The sequence below is a fragment of the Neisseria sp. genome, assembly GCF_030527965.1.
In the GTDB taxonomy this organism is placed as follows: domain Bacteria; phylum Pseudomonadota; class Gammaproteobacteria; order Burkholderiales; family Neisseriaceae; genus Neisseria.
The window spans coordinates 83,949-101,200 of record NZ_JAUMZU010000008.1 but is presented as its reverse complement, the minus strand read 5'-3'; the positions used below and the strand labels follow the sequence as shown (position 1 = coordinate 101,200).

The following is a 17,252-nucleotide window of genomic DNA, read 5'->3' as shown; positions in this document are numbered from 1 at the left end:
AAAATGCAAACCTTCAAAACGCAAACCTTTGGAGCGCAAACCTGCAAGAGGCGAACCTTCGAAGTGTAAATTTGCTAGGCACCACATCTTTAGAGATGTGTAATGCAAAAGATTTTACAGGTTCGATTGTTTCATATTCAGACAAGCATGCCGATAAAGAAAAATGGCACCAATTCAAAGAAAAAGGCGGAATTATTTTATATACTGAATCAGGAGAAGATACTAACCAAGACCATGTTGACTTAGATAATAAACGCGTCGTCATCACAGGCAAAAACGGCCAAGGAATATTTTATTATCTCAATTTACCGATAACAATCAACCTTCCTGAAACACAACAAGAGAACCCTGATTGGGAAATCAGCATTGAAGATATTTAAATAAGTTTGAGCCTATCCAATACGTTAATCCAATATAAAAACCATAGCCGATATATCACACCGGCTATGGTTTTTTCTCAGATCAACCATTTATTTCTAAAAACATCCAAGCGTGAGCAAAATCTCTTATTCAGCACCCGGCGGATTCATGGCCAGCGGCGCGTCATGCTCAAGCCGCATTTTGCGGCCTTCGGGGGCTGATACGGCCATCGGTAAATTGGTTTTCAAAGATCGGGCAAACGGGCCGCGATAAACTTTGGCCCCTTGATGGGTTAAATTGGATTGCGTGTCGATAAAAATCTTGCCGCCGATACGTTGCCAAAGATGGCAGAAACCGTAGTCTTCCGAGAGATAGCGGCGGCTTTGCGGGTCGACGAAACAATCGAAAAAACGATAATGCAGGTTTTCTTCTTCCGGCTCGTAATCGCTGTCTGAAACGTATTGCAAATCGGGGTAAGCCGCGATCATGCGTTCGAACACGCTGCGCTTGATAACCATAAAGCCGGTGGGCGCTTCGTCTACTTCCATAAAGCCGTCGGCATCGATATGCAGGGCGATTTCGCCGTTTTCATCCAAGCGGCTGGTGTTGATGGTGTAGCGGGTGTAAGCCGCTTCAAATTCGGTGCGCGTCATGCCTTGCGGCAGACCTGCTTCGGGCCAGTTTTCTCGCTTGAGCGGGTATACGCCGGCTACCACATCTCTATCGGCTAAGAGCAGGCGATATACGGCTTCGGGGGAAAAGCCGATATCGGAATCCATCCAGAAAAGATGCGTCCATTCGGGGTTGGCCAAAAAGGAAGCAACGCAATTATTGCGGGCGCGGGTAATCAGGCTTTCGCCGCGTTGCAAAACGATTTGCAGCGGCATGCCGACTTTCTGCGCATGGTTGGTTAGGTTGAGCAGCGAGAGAACGTAATTATGGAAATATTTACCGTCATGGCTGGGCGTCATGATTGCGGGATACATCTCGCGAAGTGCGGATTCGGGCAACATCAATTTTCCTCGGTAGAAAAGCGCCATTATAGCTAATTTTCATAAAACAGTTGCATCTGTTATTTTCAACTTATAAAAAGTTAAAACCTGTCTGAAAACGATTTTCAGACAGGCTTTGATGTTTCGTTTTATATGCTACTCTGTGCAAGCTTACGGGCAGGGATTGCTGATTTCAGCGTGAACCGCATCGATTGCCGCCAACACATCTTCGCTTAATTGCACTTCTGCGCTGGCAATGTTTTCGCGCAACTGCGCCATCGTTGTGGCGCCGATGATGTTGCTGGCCACAAATTTTTGCTGATTCACAAACGCCAGCGACAATGCGGTCAGGCTCAAGCCGTTTGCTTCGGCGATTTCGGCATAACGCTCCACCGCTTCGAATGCCTTGGGTTTGGTATAACGTTGGAAACGCTCAAACAAAGCCAAGCGGCTGCCTTCCGGCCGCGCGCCGTTACGGTATTTTCCGCTCAACACGCCGAAAGCTAACGGCGAATAGGCCAGCAGCGGCACTTCTTCGCGCAAAGCGATTTCACTCATGCCCACTTCATAGCTGCGATTCAGCAGGTTATAAGGATTTTGCACGCTGGCCACCCGCGCCAATTCTGGATTCTGCTCATGTAAATTCAGATAGCGCATGGTGCCCCAAGGCGTTTCGTTTGATAAGCCGAACGCGCGGATTTTGCCCTGTTTTACCAACTCGCTCAAAGCGTCCAACACTTCGGCAAACGGCGTAAACCGCTCACTCCCGTCGAGCGCCGACACGCCCAAGCGGCCAAAATAATTCACTTTCCGCTCCGGCCAATGCAGCTGATATAAGTCGAGATAATCGGTATTCAAGCGTTTCAGGCTGGCTTCGCAAGCCTCGATAATCTGCGCGCGTGAAAAATCGTTGCCGCCGCGAATATAGCTGTCCAGCCCGTTGGTATTATTGCCGGTAGGCCCGGCCACTTTGCTCGCCAGCACAAAATCATCGCGCCGGCCGCGCGCTTTAATCCAATTGCCGATATATTGCTCGGTGCGCGTATACGTTTCTTTGCACGGCGGAACAGGATACATCTCGGCCGTGTCGATAAAATTCACTCCGTTTGCCAACGCATAATCCAATTGCTCGTGCGCTTCTTGCTCTGTGTTCTGCTCGCCCCACGTCATCGTGCCGAGGCAGATTTTGCTCACTTTGATGCCACTTCGGCCTAAGTATCTTTGCTCCATTGCCCTGCTCCTTTCCTTATTATTTAAAGGTCAATACATTGGCTAACAATCATGCCTGTCTGAAAACCCTTTTCAGACAGGCATTCTGATTTAAAGTTTAAAACTGTTGATCATGCGTTTATCCGAATCAATCGAACACCAGTTTGTCTCCATCGGCTTTGATGTGAATCGCGCTGTCAGGTTTGTAAGCACCTTCCAACAACCGAATAGACAACGGATTTTCAATTTCAGCCTGAATGGCACGTTTGAGCGGGCGGGCGCCGTATACCGGATCAAAGCCGGCTTTGGCAATCACATCCAACGCAGCGTCATCCACATGCAAATGCAAATTCATGGCTTCCAAGCGTTTTTTCAGGCCTGCAAGCTGGATTTTAGCGATGTTTCGGATATTGGCCTGATCCAAGCCGTGGAACACCACCACCTCGTCAATGCGGTTAATCATTTCAGGGCGGAAATGCTCTTTCACATCTTCCATCACCACATCTTTTACTGCTTCATAATCGCTTGTACCCAATTTCTGAATATGCTGGCTGCCGATATTCGACGTCATCACAATAACGGTGTTTTTAAAATCCACCGTACGACCCTGCCCGTCGGTCAAGCGGCCGTCATCCAGCACTTGCAGTAAAATATTGAACACATCAGGATGCGCTTTTTCCACCTCGTCCAGCAAAATCACGCTATACGGTTTACGGCGCACTTGCTCGGTAAGATAACCGCCCTCTTCATAGCCAACGTAACCCGGAGGTGCGCCAATCAAACGGGCAACCGCATGTTTTTCCATATATTCCGACATATCAATGCGGATCAGATGGTCTTCGCTGTCGAACAAGAAATTCGCCAACGCTTTGCACAACTCGGTTTTACCGACACCAGTCGGGCCTAAAAATAAAAAGCTGCCGTAAGGTTTGTTGGGATCGGCCAAGCCGGAACGGCTGCGGCGAATGGCGTCGGATACCGCACGCACCGCCTGATCTTGTCCAACCACGCGTTTATGCAGCACTTCTTCCATTTTCAAAAGTTTGTCCCGTTCGCCTTCCATCATTTTTGCCACGGGAATGCCTGTCATACGCGACACGATTTCAGCCACTTCGTCCGCCCCTACTTCGGTGCGGAAAAGTTTGTTGGTATGTTTCACTTCAGGGTTGCTCTCAATCGCTTGCAGCTGCTGGCCCAATTTGGGCAATTCGCCGTATTCCAGCTCGGATGCACGGGCAAAATCGCCTTGGCGTTTGGCCTGCTCGATTTTCACTTTGATTTCGTCGATTTGTTTTTTAATATCGGCCGTACCGGCAGTTGATGCTTTTTCGGCTTTCCAGATTTCGTCCAAATCGGCATATTCTTTCTGTAATCCAGAAATTTCTTCGTCAATCAGCTCCAAACGTTTCTTACTTGCCTCGTCGCTTTCTTTTTCAACGTGCATCCGCTCCATTTTGAGCTGAATAATACGGCGGTCGAGCTTATCCATTTGCTCCGGTTTGCTGTCGAGCTCCATTTTGATTCGACTGGCCGCTTCATCAATCAAATCAATGGCTTTATCCGGTAAAAAACGGTCGGTAATATAGCGGTTGCTCAATTCGGCCGCAGCCACGATGGCCGGGTCGGTAATATCGATACCGTGGTGGATTTCATAACGCTCTTGCAAACCGCGCAGAATCGCAATAGTGTCTTCCACGCTCGGCTCTCCGACCAAAACTTTCTGAAAGCGGCGCTCCAGCGCGGCATCTTTTTCGATGTATTGACGGTATTCGTCCAGCGTAGTGGCGCCAATACAATGCAATTCGCCGCGCGCCAGCGCAGGCTTCAGCATATTGCCGGCGTCCATTGCGCCGTCGGTTTTACCCGCGCCAACCAATGTATGAATCTCATCGATAAAAATCAAAGTATTGCCATCGTCTTTAGCCAGATCGTTCAACACACTTTTCAAGCGTTCTTCAAACTCGCCGCGGTATTTTGCACCGGCGATCAACGCAGCCAAATCCAGCACCAGCAAGCGTTTGTTACGCAAGCTCTCAGGCACTTCGCCATCTACTATCCTCTGTGCCAAACCTTCTACAATGGCGGTTTTGCCGACACCTGGCTCACCGATTAAGACAGGGTTGTTTTTCGTACGACGTTGTAAAACCTGAATGGCACGGCGGATTTCATCATCACGGCCGATAACCGGATCCAGCTTGCCTTCACGTGCCCGTTGGGTTAAATCAAGCGTATATTTTTTCAACGCTTCGCGTTGATCTTCTGCATTGGGATTATCCACAGACGCCCCTCCTCGCACCGCATCAATAGCGGCATTAATGTTTTGTTCGGTTGCACCGGCATTTTTCAGAATCTTGCCGGTAGCATCATTTTGCTGGATAAGCGCCAACGGAAATAATTCGCTGGCAATATAAGCATCTCCGCGTTTAACGGCTGCTTTATCCATCAAATTTAAAACGGCCTGCAATTCGCGACTAGGCAGAATCTCCCCACCATTACCCGATACTTTGGGCAAAGCGTTTAAATTCTGCTGTAATTGTTGTTTCACTTGGGCCACATTGGCACCCGCGTTGGCCAGCAAAGCCGTAATGCCGCTATCATCATCCAGCAGCGCTTTTAAGACATGGCCGGCTTCTAAATAACTGTTATCGGCCGCCAATGCCAAGCTTTGCCCTTCTTGCAAAGCCTGTTGGAATTTAGCGGTTAATTTATCAAATCTCATATTCTTTAACTCCCTAACTTGAATGGAATAATTTATTGGATGAATGTCATATTGGGTTGGCAAGTTGTATTTCAATAGTTAGATTTTATTAATTTCGCTTGACACTAAAATAAATATATGATTAACAAACAAAAAACTCTAACATTATGATTAATATGAAATTAGTCCGAATTCAGTAAAGAACAAGCCCGTTCAACAATAAATCCGTTCCGAAAAACAATCATGATAAAAAGGCGGAAAACAGCGAAAAAAAAGCCGCCCAACGGCAGCTTATTAAACCTAGCTAATATGGAAGTATCGCATTCAACCCTTAACGCTGACGCGCTTTAAAGCGGGGGTTGCTTTTGCAAATTACATAAACCTTACCACGGCGGCGTACAACCTGACAATCCCGATGCCGCTGTTTGGCTGTTTTTAAAGACGATAATACTTGCATAGCTTATCCTTTTTTCAATGCATTCATCATTCCCGCATAGCGCTGATTAAAGCGGCTGGCGCGGCCCTCTTTGTTATGCTCCCTCCGTTTACCGGTATAGGCAGGATGGCTGGCAGAGGAAGTTTCCAGCATAAACACCGGATATTCCTGCCCGTCTCGCCACACCATGGTTTTAGAAACCGGCGCGCAAGAACGAATCAACCAACCCTCATCCGCGCTACTGTCGTAAAACAAAACAGTACGGTAATTTTCAGGATGAATATTCTTTTTCATAAACCCTCCTAATTTGTTATAACGTAACATTATACTCAAACTAAACGGCTTAATCAATATCATCTCAACTCAAACCGCATCTGATGCCTGTCTGAAAAAACCGGCCGCATATTTCAGCGGTCGGTTTGGCTTTGCATGACAACGTCTCATTACCAATAAGTAACGTACGAGTCCAAATCGTTATTTTTAGCGCCGGATACCGGTTCTTCTGCCGTTCCCACCATCAGCAAAGCAATGATTTTATCTTTTTCCGCACAGCCAAACGCCTCGCGGATTAAAGGGCTGTTTACCCACAAACCTGAAATCCATACGTTGCCAAAACCTTGAGCGACGGCCGCCAGTTGAAACGCATAAGCCGAACAAGCGGCACTCAACATCTGCTCCCATTCAGGCTTCGGCTTGCAGACCTCTCGATTCGGGCTGAAAGTTACCCCTACCACCAGCGGCGCCATCGTGCCTACTTTTTCCGCCTTTTTAAGGCTATCCTCGCCGAAATTCAATTCGACAACCGTCTGTTTCAACAATTCCCGAAAACGCGCCAAGCCCTCTTCGCTTTCGATAACCGTAAATTTTACCGGCCGCATATTGCCGTGATCAGGCACTTGAGTTGCGGCTTGCAACATCATTTCCAACTGATTTCGATTGGGCCCGGGAGCCGCCAGTTTTTTATCCGAACGTCGGGTAGTCAATAATTCCAATGCATCCATGACGGTTTTGTCTTTCCAAATGAAAATGTCTTTATCTTATAGCATAAGTTTTCCGCTTTAACCATGCCTGTCTGAAACGCTAAGCTTATCCTTTTCAGACAGGCATGGAGCGGAGAAACACGGTAATAAAACGGCCTGCCGGTTAAGGCAGGCCGCTTCTTTTCCAGCTTGCGCAAAAGCTGTTTGCTTTGGTAGGTTTGTGTATTATATTAAGCAGGCGAACCGGCTTAATCCTCTTGCGCTGCGGTTTGTAAATAATTTTGCAGACCCAACTCAACAATCATCTCTTGCTGGGTTTCCAACCAATCAATGTGTTCTTCGTTGGTATCTTTCAACTTGGCCAACAGGGCTCGGCTGACATAATCTTGCTTAGCCTCGCATTCGGCAATGGCTGCGACCAATGCGTCATGTTTTTCCTGCTCTTTCGTTAAATCGCATTGAATAATTTCTTGAGCGTTTTCACCAATCAACAATTTACCCAATTCTTGCAGGTTTGGTAAACCTTCAAGCATCAGAATGCGCTCAATAATTTTATCCGCAGCCTTCATTTCCACAATCGATTGCTTGTAGAAATTCTCGCTCAATTCCTCAAAACCCCAATTTTTCAAAATACGGGCATGCAGGAAGTATTGGTTAATGGTTATCAGCAGCAAGCCTAAGTTTTTATTCAGCTCGCGGATAACGGAACGATCACCTTGCATAATTGATTCCTTTCATCGAATCCGAAATCAAACCTGGCTTTGCAAGTAATTGTTCAAACCAACCATGTCAATCAAGCGCAATTGTTGTTCCAGCCAGTGGGCATGATCTTCTTCCGTATCTTTCAATTGCTCAACCATCAATTCACGGGTAACGTAATCTTGATGCTCTTCGCAAAGACGGATGCCTTTTTTCAAAGCCGCACGAACTTCAAATTCGGTTTCCAAATCTGCTTTCAACATGGAAGGCACGTCGGTGCCCAAATTCAATGCGGCAGGAACCATTTTCGGCGTGCCACCCAGCATTAAAATACGACGGATAAACTGTTCGGCATGGCCGGTTTCATCTTCCATTTCATGACCGATGCGGTCAAACAGTTTGTTATAACCCCATTCCGCATACATACGGGAATGGATAAAATATTGATCGCGAGCGGCCAGCTCTCCGGCCAACAATTCATTCATATAATCGATTACAGCTTGATTGCCTTGCATGATTTTCCTTTCAACCACCCCATAGTGGCTTGATGTTTTTTTAACGACTGCGTGTATTTATTCAAGTCGCAATTCTAGCAACAATTTTATTTTTTTCAATTTTTCTATTTAAAATACAAACAATTATCAACAACAACCCGTCCAATTTTTCAGCCCGAAAAATATCATTTTCTTGTTTTCTATGACATTTTGTTGGAGATGATTTTGATAAGCTCTATCAATCATATTTATGATTTACATAAATTAACCCTAAACTGTTGTTTTTTGCTGCTGAATATTCCGCCGTATCCCCAAATAAAAGCATGTTATAATTCACAGTTTTTCAAATTTAGCTAAAGCACAAACAACATGAAACAAATCCGCAACATTGCGATTATCGCCCACGTCGACCACGGCAAAACCACGCTGGTCGACCAACTTCTGCGCCAATCCGGCACCTTTCGCGCCAACCAGCAGGTTGACGAGCGCGTTATGGACAGCAACGATCTTGAAAAAGAGCGCGGCATTACCATTCTTGCCAAAAACACCGCCATCGAATACGAGGGCTACCACATCAATATCGTCGACACCCCCGGACACGCTGATTTCGGAGGCGAAGTAGAACGTGTATTGGGTATGGTTGATTGCGTGGTATTGCTGGTAGACGCACAAGAAGGTCCGATGCCGCAAACCCGTTTCGTAACCAAAAAAGCCTTGGCTCTCGGCCTGCGCCCTATTGTGGTCATCAATAAAATCGACAAACCCAGCGCCCGCCCGAGCTGGGTTATCGACCAAACCTTTGAATTGTTCGACAATCTCGGCGCTACCGACGAGCAACTGGATTTCCCCATTGTTTACGCATCCGGTCTGTCCGGCTTCGCCAAGATGAACGAAGCCGACGACAGCAGCGATATGCGCCCGCTGTTTGAAACCATTCTGAAACACACCCCGCCGCCCTCCGGCGATGCCAACAAACCGCTGCAGCTGCAAATTTCCCAGCTCGACTACGACAACTATACCGGCCGTCTCGGTATCGGCCGCATTTTGAATGGCCGCATCAAACCGGGCCAAGTGGTTGCCGTTATGAATCATGAGCAACAAGTGGCACAAGGCCGAATCAACCAACTGCTCGGCTTCAAAGGTTTGGAACGCGTGCCGTTAGAAGAAGCGGAAGCGGGCGATATCATCATTATTTCCGGTTTGGAAGAAATCGGCATCGGCGTGACCATTTCCGATAAAGACAATCCTGTCGGTCTGCCGATGTTGAGCGTAGACGAGCCGACTCTGACGATGGATTTCATGGTAAACACCAGCCCGCTGGCCGGAACCGAAGGTAAATTCGTTACCTCGCGCCAAATCCGCGATCGCTTGCAGAAAGAATTACTGACCAACGTTGCATTAAGAGTGGAAGATACGGCGGATGCCGACATATTCCGCGTATCCGGCCGCGGCGAGTTGCATTTGACCATCTTGCTGGAAAACATGCGCCGTGAAGGCTATGAGCTGGCCGTAGGCAAGCCGCGCGTGGTTTACCGCGATATTGACGGCCAGAAATGCGAGCCGTATGAAAACCTTACCGTTGACGTTCCCGACGACAACCAAGGCGCTGTCATGGAAGAGCTGGGTCGTCGCCGCGGCGAGCTGACCAATATGGAAAGCGACGGCAATGGTCGCACCCGCCTCGAATACCACATTCCCGCCCGCGGCCTCATCGGCTTTCAAGGTGAGTTCATGACCATGACGCGCGGCACCGGCCTGATGAGCCACGTGTTCGACGACTATGCTCCGGTCAAACCCGATATGCCCGGCCGCCACAACGGCGTGCTGGTTTCTCAAGAACAAGGCGAAGCCGTGGCTTATGCTTTATGGAATCTGGAAGACCGCGGTCGCATGTTTGTTTCGCCCGGCGAAAAAATCTACGAAGGCATGATTATCGGTATCCACAGTCGCGATAACGATTTGGTGGTCAACCCGCTCAAAGGCAAGAAGCTGACCAACGTCCGTGCCAGCGGCACCGACGAAGCCGTACGCCTGACCACGCCGATAAAACTCACTCTGGAAAGCGCGGTAGAGTTTATTGATGATGACGAACTGGTGGAAATCACGCCGAAATCCATCCGCTTGCGCAAACGTTACTTACAAGAAAACGAGCGCCGCAAACACTTCAAAAAACTAGACTAAATCCGAACAATGCCTGTCTGAAAATTTCAGACAGGCATTTTATTCAGCAAAGCAAGTTGAATTAATTTAAAAATACACCATATTGAAATTTGTTTAATACCTTAAGTCGGAACCGAATCATGAAAAAACATCTAGTCCTACTCGGCCTTACCGCATCCCTTATTCTTTCTGCCTGCGGCGACAGCAAACAAGCCAAGCTTGAAGCACAACTCAAAGCCCAGCAAGAACAAATCGCCCAGTTGCAAGCGCAACAAGACGGCACCGTTTACCAACTTGCCGCCAGCGCAGTCAACGAAACCTTGCCCGCCGAAGCACAGGAAAAAGGCAAAAACGGCGAAATCGTTACAGGCAACGACGGCCAACAATATATGTACGATTCATCTACCGGAAGCTGGTTGCTGCAAAGTTTGGTCGGTGCCGCAGCCGGCGCCTTTATCGGCAACGCCTTGGCCAACAAATTTACCAGAGCGCCTGCCAACAGCGCAGCAGCACAGCAAGTCCGTACCCAATACGCCCAACAATACCGCGGCAAAACGGCACAAGTCCCCAATAAGCTGACCCCGCGTCAACAAGCCGCCCGGCAAGCCAATTCCTCGGCCTACCGCCAAACCAACAAAGCACCAAACAATTACCAACAACCCCGCCAGCAGCGCAGCTTCGGCCTCGGCCGCGGTTTTGGTCGCCGCCGTTAAAACCCGGCTGAACAATCTACCCATCCCATTGCCAACAATATTTCAGACAGGCATCATGCCTGTCTGAAACAACCCGAAAGCAGGATAAACCATGAGCAACTCAAAACACAGCAAACTCATCATTTTAGGCTCCGGCCCTGCCGGCTATACCGCTGCCGTTTACGCCGCGCGAGCCAATCTCAGCCCTACCCTCATTACCGGCATCGCACAAGGCGGCCAACTCATGACCACCACGGAAGTCGACAACTGGCCTGCCGACCCCAACGGCGTACAAGGCCCCGAACTCATGGCGCGATTCCAAGCCCACGCCGAACGCTTCGGCACCGAAATGATTTTCGACCAAATCCACACGGCCCAATTGCAAAGCCGTCCGTTCAAACTCATCGGCGACATGGGCGAATACACTTGCGACGCATTGATTATCGCCACAGGCGCATCCGCCAAATATCTGGGGCTTCCCAGCGAAGAAGCCTTTGCCGGCAAGGGCGTATCCGCCTGCGCCACCTGCGACGGTTTCTTTTATAAAAACCAACATGTTGCCGTTGTCGGCGGCGGCAATACCGCAGTTGAAGAAGCGCTCTATCTGGCCAATATCGCCGCCACCGTTACCCTAATCCACCGCCGCGACAGCTTCCGTGCCGAAAAAATCATGGTCGACAAACTCATGCAACGCGTATCGGAAGGCAAAATTATCCTGAAACTCAACAGCACGCTAGATGAAGTGCTCGGCGATGCCGGCGGCGTAACCGGAGCCCGTCTGAAAAACAACCGTGGCGAAAGCGAAGAAATTACCGTGCAAGGCGTGTTCATTGCCATCGGCCACCAACCCAATACCGAAATATTCAAAGGCCAGCTTGATATGGATGAGACCGGTTATCTGAAAACCAAAGGCGGTAGCGGAGACAACGTCGGCGCAACCAATATCGAAGGCATTTGGGCGGCGGGCGACGTTAAAGACCATACCTACCGACAAGCCATTACCAGCGCCGCCTCAGGTTGCCAAGCAGCGCTGGATGCCGAACGCTGGCTGGATCAGCAGCACTAAAGTTTCGCCAAACAAAAAAAAGCGCACCGAAAATCGTGCGCTTTTTTTTGTTTCTTAAAACCTTGGCGCTTTACAGCCAAAGCGGTTCACTTAAAAATACAATTGGTTAATCATGTCTAAAACGTTTGTCGGGATAAGTCAGACGGGTTCTAACCAGCAAAGTAAATCCGATGCTCACGCAAATTGCCAGCACTACCGTAGCACCATAATAAGTCATCACCTCAACAAACGGGAGCTTGCCATTCCAAGCACGGGCGATGCCCAACAAACAAGCAAAAATCCAGCTTGACGAACTGATTGCCCCTACAACAGCCATTTGCAATGCAAACGACAGCGGAAATTCCGACAAAGTCGAACCAACCCGTACATGCTTATCCAGCTTATGCACCAAATAACCGTTCAGTGTTAAAACACCGACGCAAATAAATTTCACCCAAAGTTTTTCATTAGACATATACGCCGGATTAGTATTCATGCCATACAACACCAATAAACCACCAGTCAAATAAAGCAATGCCAAGCTCCAACACGCGATTCGTTTGGTTTCCGAAATAGCGGCCACCACCGTTTCGCCCAACGGTTTGGTATAATTTTTCAACACTAAATAATCAGTTCGAATAACTTGCGCCAATGCCAGCGCAGCCAATAAAAAATGCAAAAATACTAATATTGTTTTTGCGTACATTTCCATGAAGCACTCCTAATTTGAGTAATTATTAATATTCATTTGTTTATTTTTCAATCAAATAACAATAATCCGCATTAATCACGATTAACGTTATAGATTGTAAATTTTAATGCAATTCATAGAATTTTTATTCATGCTTGGAAATATGGTCGTTTAAACGATTAAATGACATTTGACTATGTTTCTATTGAGCATTTTTACCAATGTTTACGCTCAAAATGCCTTAAATCTCCTTTTTAAAATTGACTAATATCAATAAAATGCCATAAGCATTTTCATTATTTAAACATAACCGTATTTATAGCCTAACTCTGCACACCAATCTTAACCATTTTTTAAAGACGCTCCGTCTAATGCTTTACAAAACTCAAAAGCTCCAATAATTTTACGGATATCAACCCAACCAACGAGAAACAAGTGAAACCTATGCAGAATATTCAAGAATATGTACGCGGGCGGGCTCAGGCGGCCAAAGACGCTTTTTATGAAATGGCGTCGGCAACCAGCGCACAAAAAAATGCGGCTCTTTTGCTTCTGGCTCAACTCATCAAACAAAAAGAAACCGAGATTCTCGCTGCCAACCAGGAAGATATGGCCGCTGCCGAAGCCAAAGGTTTGGATACCGCCCTGCTGGATCGTCTTAAGCTCTCCGAAAAAACCATAGAAAGCATGTGCGAAGGCCTGCGTCAAATTGCCGCTCTGCCCGATCCCATAGGTGAAATGGATGAATTCCGTATCCGCCCTAACGGCCTGCAAATCGGCAAAATGCGCGTACCGCTCGGTGTGATCGGCATTATTTACGAATCGCGCCCCAATGTTACCGTCGACGCGGCCGCACTATGTCTCAAATCCGGCAATGCCTGCATTTTACGCGGCGGCAGCGAGGCCTTTCGCAGCAATGCGGCCATTGCGCGATTAATCACGCAGGCTTTGCAGGAGGCAGGCTTGCCCGGCGGTGCCGTCGCCTTTATCGAGCAGACCGACCGGGAAGGCGTCGGCGTCATGTTGCAAAGCCCCGATTTAATCGACGTAGTTATCCCACGCGGCGGGAAGAACTTAGTTGCCCGCATTTCGGCGGAAGCACGCGTACCCGTTATCAAGCATCTCGATGGCATTTGCCACATCTATATCGACCAAAGTGCCGATACGGAAAAAGCGGTTTCCATCGCCTTCAATGCCAAAACCTCTCGTTACGGCACCTGCAACACTATGGAAACCTTATTGGTTCACGAAAAACGTGCAGCCGAAATCCTGCCTCTATTGGCCGCACAATATGCCGAGAAAGGCGTCGAATTGCGCGGCAGCCCTCAGGTTACTGCTATTTTGCCCGGCATCACAGCCGCAGACGAAGCCGATTGGCATACCGAATACCTCGCACCGATACTTTCCATTAAAACCGTTTCCTCTCTGGAAGAAGCCATCTCCCACATCAATACCTACGGCAGCCATCACACCGACAGCATCATCACCGAATCGTACACCGACGCCCAAACCTTCCTGCGGCAGGTTGACAGCGCCAGCGTGATGGTCAACGCCTCAACCCGTTTCGCCGATGGTTTTGAATATGGTTTAGGCGCGGAAATCGGCATTTCCACCGATAAAATCCATGTCCGCGGCCCTGTCGGCTTGCAAGGCTTGACCAGCCAAAAATGGATTGTTCTCGGTAACGGGCAAATCAGAAACTAAATACTGATTATCATTTATGCCATACAAACAAAAGCCTGTCTGAAAACTATGAAAATTTATTACTTGCAGACAGGCATCTTGTTTAAATACCTTCAATAAACCCATACAAATTTGCATACCTTTTCCGAAATCCCGCTATTTCTTTAGTATGCTTTTTGCGAAAATAAGCGCTCAGTTTTGAGACCAAACCACACATATACAAGAAGGGAAATCCGTGAAACGCATATTCTTATTCTTACTAACAAATATTGCCGTTTTAGTTGTTATCAGCATCATCTTGAGCATATTAGGATTAAACGGCAATCCTAATAACGTTGCAGGGCTGCTCGGTTTTTCCGCCGTTATCGGCTTTACCGGCTCCATCATTTCACTACTTACCTCTAAAATGGTAGCCAAACGTTCCGTCGGTGCCCAAGTCATTACCCAGCCTGAAAACGAGTTGGAAACCTGGCTGCTCGGCACCGTAGAAGCCCAAGCCCGCCAATGGAATCTCAATACCCCCGAAGTCGCCATTTACGATTCGCCCGAACCGAATGCCTTCGCTACCGGAGCAAGTAAAAATCACTCTCTGGTTGCCGTCAGCACCGGTTTGTTAAACCATATGAACCGAGGCGAAGTCGAAGCCGTATTGGCGCACGAAATGGCCCATATCGGCAATGGCGATATGGTTACTCTGACTCTGATTCAAGGCGTGGTCAATACATTTGTCGTTTTCCTATCTCGCATCATTTCCAATATGGTTGCCACCAACGATCGCGGCGAAACCAGCAACGGCATCTATTTTATCGTCAGCATGGTATTGCAAGTCCTGTTCGGATTTCTGGCCAGCATCATCGTTATGTGGTTCAGCCGCCAGCGCGAATACCGTGCCGACGCAGGAGCCGCCAAGCTGGTCGGCGCACCTAAAATGATCGCCGCCTTACAACGCCTAAAAGGCAATCCGAGCGACCTGCCACAAGACATGACGGCAATGGGCATTGCCAGCGATGCTAAAGATTCACTCTTAAGCACCCACCCAAGCCTAGACAACCGCATTGCCCGCTTGCAAAACATGTAAACGTAAACTTATTATTTCGATAAAAAGCCTGCCTGAAAACATTTTCAGACAGGCTTTTTGATTATCATATTGAAAACATACTACCGGCATCAGGCTACCCCAAAATCATTACGCCTAAATCCCCCTCCTCAACTACCCCAGTTCTTTAAAAACCGCTCTGCCTCGTTTAAATTTACTTTTCAACAAAGCCGGCAGGGCAGCATCAAAATACCAGCTGCCGTCCGGCAACAGCAAGGCACCGCTTGCACAACGAAACGTCATACTTTCCCCATTAAACGCATCAGCCTCCGTGATCTCCACTTCGTGTAACCTACCCCAATCTGCCACCGGCAACAAAGTCGCTGCCGCCAAAACACGTTCGTTATGCCGGGCTTGATCATCATCCGTACCGCACTCTCCTTCACAACGTCCAACCTGCCTAACAGGGCAAGGTTCATCCGTCGCATAAGTTGGCGGCAAAATAGCCAACACCGAAGGACAAAGGCCCGCTTCAGCCGCCCATAAAGAAAGCGCGCGTTTAGCTGCCTTTTTATGCAAAAACAAACCATAAGGCTTTTCCTGATGAAGGCCACAGCGCAACGGTTCGATTTTCGCCTGCAACGTTCCATTTTCATTTGGATAAAAATGTACCGTCAGATAAGCTTTTCCTTGTTCCTGCAACGGCGGCAAACCGTATTCCGCGGCCAATTGCGCTTTCAGCCATAAAGCATGCAAACTGCCTACTGCCGGAACAATCTTAATCGATTGAGCCGCTTGCGCGTAAATAGGCTTTCCTGCATTCAAATTAAGCGCCACTTCGGCAAACATCCGTTCATAATCCGATAAATAAAGCGCCTTACCATTCCGATCCAACCAAACCAAAACGCCATGCCGCTCCGGAAGCGCATAAAGCTGATCAGCCAAACCTTTCGGCAACCATGCCGGTAACATTTTCGGATTCATCAAAGCCCTGCATTGCGCTTCAAACTCCATTACGCCACGCTCTTGCAAAGCCATTTCCAGAAAATCCGCCAACACCAAAACATCAGCCATAGCACGATGGCGGCTCTCCACCACCATACCGCAACGCTCAATAATGCTATCCAAATTATGCTTATGAAATTGAGGATACAGCCTCCGGGAAAGCTGAACCGTACACAAAGCAGGTGCCGCAAAGTCTATGCCCGCACGTCGGAACTCTTGACACAAAAACGTATAATCAAATTTACTGTTGTGAGCCACAATCAGCGCACCGCGTAACAATGGCAACAATTCTTGCGCCAAACTGGCAAAAACCGGCGCACTATCGACCATATCGTCATCAATTCCCGTTAATTTTTGTACAAAAGGAGGAATCGGCATTTCCGGATTAACCAACCATTCGTAACGCACAACCTGCCCATGCTCGAAACACAAAAACGCCACTTCCGTAACCCTATCGTCTTGCAAATTACCACCGGTCGTTTCCAAATCCACAATAACGACCGGCCGGTCAAACCGAGTAAATGCAGACGCCAACAAAGGCCAACTCATTGCTTCCGCCATAACCAAATTTCCATCAAATCCAAATAACAATTTTAATATTCTACCTTTTCTTAGCCTTCTCCGCGAGAAAACAGTTGACAACATAAAATCAAGAAAATATAATTTCTTTTTTTCGCACCCGTAGCTCAGTTGGATAGAGTATCTGGCTACGAACCAGAGGGTCGGGCGTTCGAATCGCTCCGGGTGCGCCAAAAACAATATATCCGCGCCCATCGTCTAGCGGTTAGGACATCGCCCTTTCACGGCGGTAACCGGGGTTCGATTCCCCGTGGGCGTGCCAAATATACTAATCCCTGAATCAGCTATGATTCAGGGATTTTCCTTTTTACGTTAACAAACTCATAATTCTTACATAACCAAGCTCTATTTATTGCCATTAAGTGCTTATTTTGCTTATGCAAGCTCATCACGATAGTTAGGCTATAGCTAAATAAGAATTTAAAGGGCCGGTAAAATAAAAAAACAAATAATTACCCACCTCTAAATAATCACCCACCCCTCCATTAAAAAA

At 47.9% G+C, this 17,252-nt stretch carries 15 protein-coding genes, 2 tRNA genes and 1 pseudogene; 8 read left to right on the top strand and 10 right to left on the bottom strand.

The genetic code is table 11. The features are described from left to right. Nucleotides 1–380 (top strand): pentapeptide repeat-containing protein (locus Q4A84_RS05210; RefSeq protein ID WP_303087868.1); only part of this gene is annotated, 380 nt, incomplete at its 5' end. A 126-nt stretch (nt 381–506) separates the two neighbouring features. Here Q4A84_RS05210 and Q4A84_RS05205 read toward each other — a convergent pair. The 8 genes from Q4A84_RS05205 to bfr (Q4A84_RS05170) all read right to left on the bottom strand — a co-directional run bounded on the left by Q4A84_RS05205 (nt 507) and on the right by bfr (Q4A84_RS05170) (nt 7,889). Next, nucleotides 507–1,373, bottom strand: coding sequence for a hypothetical protein (locus Q4A84_RS05205; protein WP_303087867.1), 867 nt, complete (start codon nt 1,371–1,373; stop codon nt 507–509). A 150-nt stretch (nt 1,374–1,523) separates the two neighbouring features. Next, entirely contained in the window at nt 1,524–2,582 is a 1,059-nt protein-coding gene (locus tag Q4A84_RS05200; RefSeq protein WP_303087866.1) for an NADP(H)-dependent aldo-keto reductase, read from the bottom strand. Between the two features lie 127 nt (nt 2,583–2,709). Then, complete coding sequence (gene clpB / locus Q4A84_RS05195) at nt 2,710–5,280, bottom strand: ATP-dependent chaperone ClpB (protein WP_303087865.1); 2,571 nt, start codon at nt 5,278–5,280, stop codon at nt 2,710–2,712. A 310-nt stretch (nt 5,281–5,590) separates the two neighbouring features. Next, nucleotides 5,591–5,716, bottom strand: coding sequence for a type B 50S ribosomal protein L36 (gene ykgO / locus Q4A84_RS05190; RefSeq protein WP_303087864.1), 126 nt, complete (start codon nt 5,714–5,716; stop codon nt 5,591–5,593). A 3-nt stretch (nt 5,717–5,719) separates the two neighbouring features. Next, nucleotides 5,720–5,989 carry a type B 50S ribosomal protein L31 gene (locus Q4A84_RS05185; protein WP_303087863.1) on the bottom strand — a complete coding sequence of 90 codons (270 nt, stop codon included), beginning with the start codon at nt 5,987–5,989 and terminating at the stop codon, nt 5,720–5,722. Nucleotides 5,990–6,138: 149 nt separating this feature from the next. Beyond that, on the bottom strand, nt 6,139–6,696 hold the full coding sequence (locus tag Q4A84_RS05180) for a nitroreductase family protein (protein ID WP_303087862.1): 558 nt from the start codon (nt 6,694–6,696) through the stop codon (nt 6,139–6,141). 227 nt (nt 6,697–6,923) lie between these two features. Further along, the gene (gene bfr, locus Q4A84_RS05175) at nt 6,924–7,397 is read right to left on the bottom strand and encodes a bacterioferritin (RefSeq protein ID WP_303087861.1); all 474 of its coding nucleotides are present in this window, start codon (nt 7,395–7,397) and stop codon (nt 6,924–6,926) included. Nucleotides 7,398–7,424: 27 nt separating this feature from the next. Further along, a complete protein-coding gene (bfr, locus tag Q4A84_RS05170) occupies nt 7,425–7,889 on the bottom strand; it encodes a bacterioferritin (RefSeq protein WP_303087860.1) in 465 nt (154 codons plus the stop codon). A gap of 348 nt (nt 7,890–8,237) precedes the next feature. Here bfr (Q4A84_RS05170) and typA point away from each other — a divergent pair, with 348 nt between their 5' ends. The 3 genes from typA to trxB all read left to right on the top strand — a co-directional run bounded on the left by typA (nt 8,238) and on the right by trxB (nt 11,786). Continuing rightward, on the top strand, nt 8,238–10,049 hold the full coding sequence (gene typA / locus Q4A84_RS05165; protein ID WP_303087859.1) for a translational GTPase TypA: 1,812 nt from the start codon (nt 8,238–8,240) through the stop codon (nt 10,047–10,049). Between the two features lie 119 nt (nt 10,050–10,168). After that, nucleotides 10,169–10,741, top strand: a complete 573-nt coding sequence (locus Q4A84_RS05160; protein ID WP_303087858.1) for a hypothetical protein — start codon at nt 10,169–10,171, stop codon at nt 10,739–10,741. A 91-nt stretch (nt 10,742–10,832) separates the two neighbouring features. Continuing rightward, entirely contained in the window at nt 10,833–11,786 is a 954-nt protein-coding gene (trxB, locus tag Q4A84_RS05155; protein WP_303087857.1) for a thioredoxin-disulfide reductase, read from the top strand. Between the two features lie 106 nt (nt 11,787–11,892). Here trxB and Q4A84_RS05150 read toward each other — a convergent pair whose 3' ends face one another. Further along, nucleotides 11,893–12,477, bottom strand: a complete 585-nt coding sequence (locus Q4A84_RS05150) for a hypothetical protein (RefSeq protein WP_303087856.1) — start codon at nt 12,475–12,477, stop codon at nt 11,893–11,895. 381 nt (nt 12,478–12,858) lie between these two features. On the opposite strand from Q4A84_RS05150, the pseudogene Q4A84_RS05145 reads away from it, so the two are divergent. Together Q4A84_RS05145 and htpX are read left to right on the top strand one after the other, a co-directional pair. Continuing rightward, nucleotides 12,859–14,160, top strand: a pseudogene (locus tag Q4A84_RS05145) (glutamate-5-semialdehyde dehydrogenase); the annotation flags it as partial. Between the two features lie 214 nt (nt 14,161–14,374). Continuing rightward, a complete protein-coding gene (htpX, locus tag Q4A84_RS05140) occupies nt 14,375–15,217 on the top strand; it encodes a protease HtpX (RefSeq protein WP_303087855.1) in 843 nt (280 codons plus the stop codon). A gap of 132 nt (nt 15,218–15,349) precedes the next feature. Here the strand turns inward: htpX and Q4A84_RS05135 are convergent, their stop codons facing one another. Next, nucleotides 15,350–16,741, bottom strand: coding sequence for a 3'-5' exonuclease (locus Q4A84_RS05135; protein WP_303087854.1), 1,392 nt, complete (start codon nt 16,739–16,741; stop codon nt 15,350–15,352). A 114-nt stretch (nt 16,742–16,855) separates the two neighbouring features. Here Q4A84_RS05135 and Q4A84_RS05130 point away from each other — a divergent pair. Together Q4A84_RS05130 and Q4A84_RS05125 are read left to right on the top strand one after the other, a co-directional pair. Continuing rightward, nucleotides 16,856–16,932: transfer RNA gene (locus Q4A84_RS05130), tRNA-Arg, on the top strand. A 14-nt stretch (nt 16,933–16,946) separates the two neighbouring features. Continuing rightward, a tRNA-Glu gene (locus Q4A84_RS05125) sits at nt 16,947–17,021 on the top strand. The last annotated feature ends 231 nt before the right edge of the window (nt 17,022–17,252 follow it).

Coding starts and splice junctions, on each gene's coding strand:
- Q4A84_RS05205 (WP_303087867.1), bottom strand. CDS start 1,373: ATGTTGCCCGAATCCGCACTTCGCGAGATGTATCCCGCAATCATGACG.
- Q4A84_RS05200 (WP_303087866.1), bottom strand. CDS start 2,582: ATGGAGCAAAGATACTTAGGCCGAAGTGGCATCAAAGTGAGCAAAATC.
- clpB (WP_303087865.1), bottom strand. CDS start 5,280: ATGAGATTTGATAAATTAACCGCTAAATTCCAACAGGCTTTGCAAGAA.
- ykgO (WP_303087864.1), bottom strand. CDS start 5,716: ATGCAAGTATTATCGTCTTTAAAAACAGCCAAACAGCGGCATCGGGAT.
- Q4A84_RS05185 (WP_303087863.1), bottom strand. CDS start 5,989: ATGAAAAAGAATATTCATCCTGAAAATTACCGTACTGTTTTGTTTTAC.
- Q4A84_RS05180 (WP_303087862.1), bottom strand. CDS start 6,696: ATGGATGCATTGGAATTATTGACTACCCGACGTTCGGATAAAAAACTG.
- bfr (WP_303087861.1), bottom strand. CDS start 7,397: ATGCAAGGTGATCGTTCCGTTATCCGCGAGCTGAATAAAAACTTAGGC.
- bfr (WP_303087860.1), bottom strand. CDS start 7,889: ATGCAAGGCAATCAAGCTGTAATCGATTATATGAATGAATTGTTGGCC.
- typA (WP_303087859.1), top strand. CDS start 8,238: ATGAAACAAATCCGCAACATTGCGATTATCGCCCACGTCGACCACGGC.
- Q4A84_RS05160 (WP_303087858.1), top strand. CDS start 10,169: ATGAAAAAACATCTAGTCCTACTCGGCCTTACCGCATCCCTTATTCTT.
- trxB (WP_303087857.1), top strand. CDS start 10,833: ATGAGCAACTCAAAACACAGCAAACTCATCATTTTAGGCTCCGGCCCT.
- Q4A84_RS05150 (WP_303087856.1), bottom strand. CDS start 12,477: ATGGAAATGTACGCAAAAACAATATTAGTATTTTTGCATTTTTTATTG.
- Q4A84_RS05135 (WP_303087854.1), bottom strand. CDS start 16,741: ATGGCGGAAGCAATGAGTTGGCCTTTGTTGGCGTCTGCATTTACTCGG.